This is a genomic window from Georgenia alba (genome assembly GCF_042665525.1).
In the GTDB taxonomy this organism is placed as follows: domain Bacteria; phylum Actinomycetota; class Actinomycetes; order Actinomycetales; family Actinomycetaceae; genus Allobogoriella; species Allobogoriella alba.
Window position 1 is genome coordinate 1 of record NZ_JBHTCQ010000007.1, and the last position, 1,410, is coordinate 1,410.

The window sequence follows — 1,410 nt, forward strand, 5'->3', positions numbered from 1 at the left end:
CCCTGGACGGCGAGGCCGCCGGCGAGGTCCCCGGTGACGCGCAGTTCACCGTCGAGTACTCCACCGACGGCGGCCAGACCTGGCAGCCGCTGACCATCACCGCCGACGGCACCCCCGTCACCGTCGAGGACCTGCCCGCCGGCACCGAGGTCCAGCTCCGCGAGACCGATCAGCGACCCGACATCAACGGCGTCGAATGGGGCGAGGTCACCCTCACCGTCAACGGCGAACCCGTCGACTCCCCCGCGACCTTCACCATCGGGTCCAACACCGGCGTCGCCGTCGTGGTCACCAACACCGCCGAGTACCTGCCCGGGAGCTTCTCCGTGGCCAAGGCGGTCGACGGTGCGGCGTCGGGCGAGGTGCCCGGTGACTCTGAGTTCACCGTCGAGTACTCCACCGACGGCGGGGAGACGTGGGAGCCGCTGACCGTCACGGCGGACGGCACCCCCGTCACCTCACCGGACCTCCCCGCCGGGACCGAGGTGTTGCTGCGGGAGACCGACCAGCGGCCCGACGTGCCAGGGGTGCAGTGGGGCGAGGTGACGCTCACGGTCGACGGTGAGCCGGTCGACGGCGACACCGCGTCGTTCACCATCGGCGCCGACAGCACGGTCGAGCTCGTGGTGACCAACACGGCGAGCCCGTCGCCGGGGAGCTTCTCCGTCGAGAAGGTGCTCGAGGGTGAGGCTGCGGGCCAGGTGCCGGAGGGTACCGAGTTCACGATCGAGTACACGGTCGACGGCGGAGAACCGCAGACCGCGACCGTGACCGTGGGCGAGCCGTGGACCTCCCCCGACCTGCCCGCCGGCAGCGAGGTCACCGTCACCGAGGTCAACCTGCCCGAGATCGACGGCGTCACCTGGGGCGAGCCTGCCCTGACCGTCGACGGCGAGCAGGCGGAGATGCCGGCGACCTTCACCGTCGGCGCGGGAACCACCGTCGCCGTCGTGGTCACCAACACCGCGGAGTACACCCCCGGTGCGTTCACGGTGGAGAAGCTGCTGGAGGGTGAGGCCGCGGGCCAGGTGCCGGAGGGCACGGAGTTCACGATCGAGTACACGGTCGACGGCGGAGAACCGCAGACCGCGACCGTGACCGTGGGCGAGCCGTGGACCTCCCCCGACCTGCCCGCCGGCAGCGAGGTCACCGTCACCGAGGTCAACCTGCCCGAGATCGACGGCGTCACCTGGGGCGAGCCTGCCCTGACCGTCGACGGCGAGCAGGCGGAGATGCCGGCGACCTTCACCGTCGACGCGGGAACCACCGTCGGCGTCGAGATCACCAACACGGCCCAGCCGGCTCCGGGTGGGTTCGAGATCGTCAAGGAGCTCACCGGGGACGCGGCCGGACTGGTGCCCCCGGAGACCGAGTTCACCGTCGAGTACTCCACCGACGGCGGCCAGACCT

Annotated in this window: 1 protein-coding gene; it reads left to right on the top strand. The window is 71.4% G+C overall.

Annotated features, from left to right (window positions below; genetic code table 11):
* Nucleotides 1-1,410, top strand: a 1,410-nt coding sequence (locus ACFQQL_RS19090) for a DUF5979 domain-containing protein (protein ID WP_382396830.1), incomplete at both ends; no start/stop codon positions are given.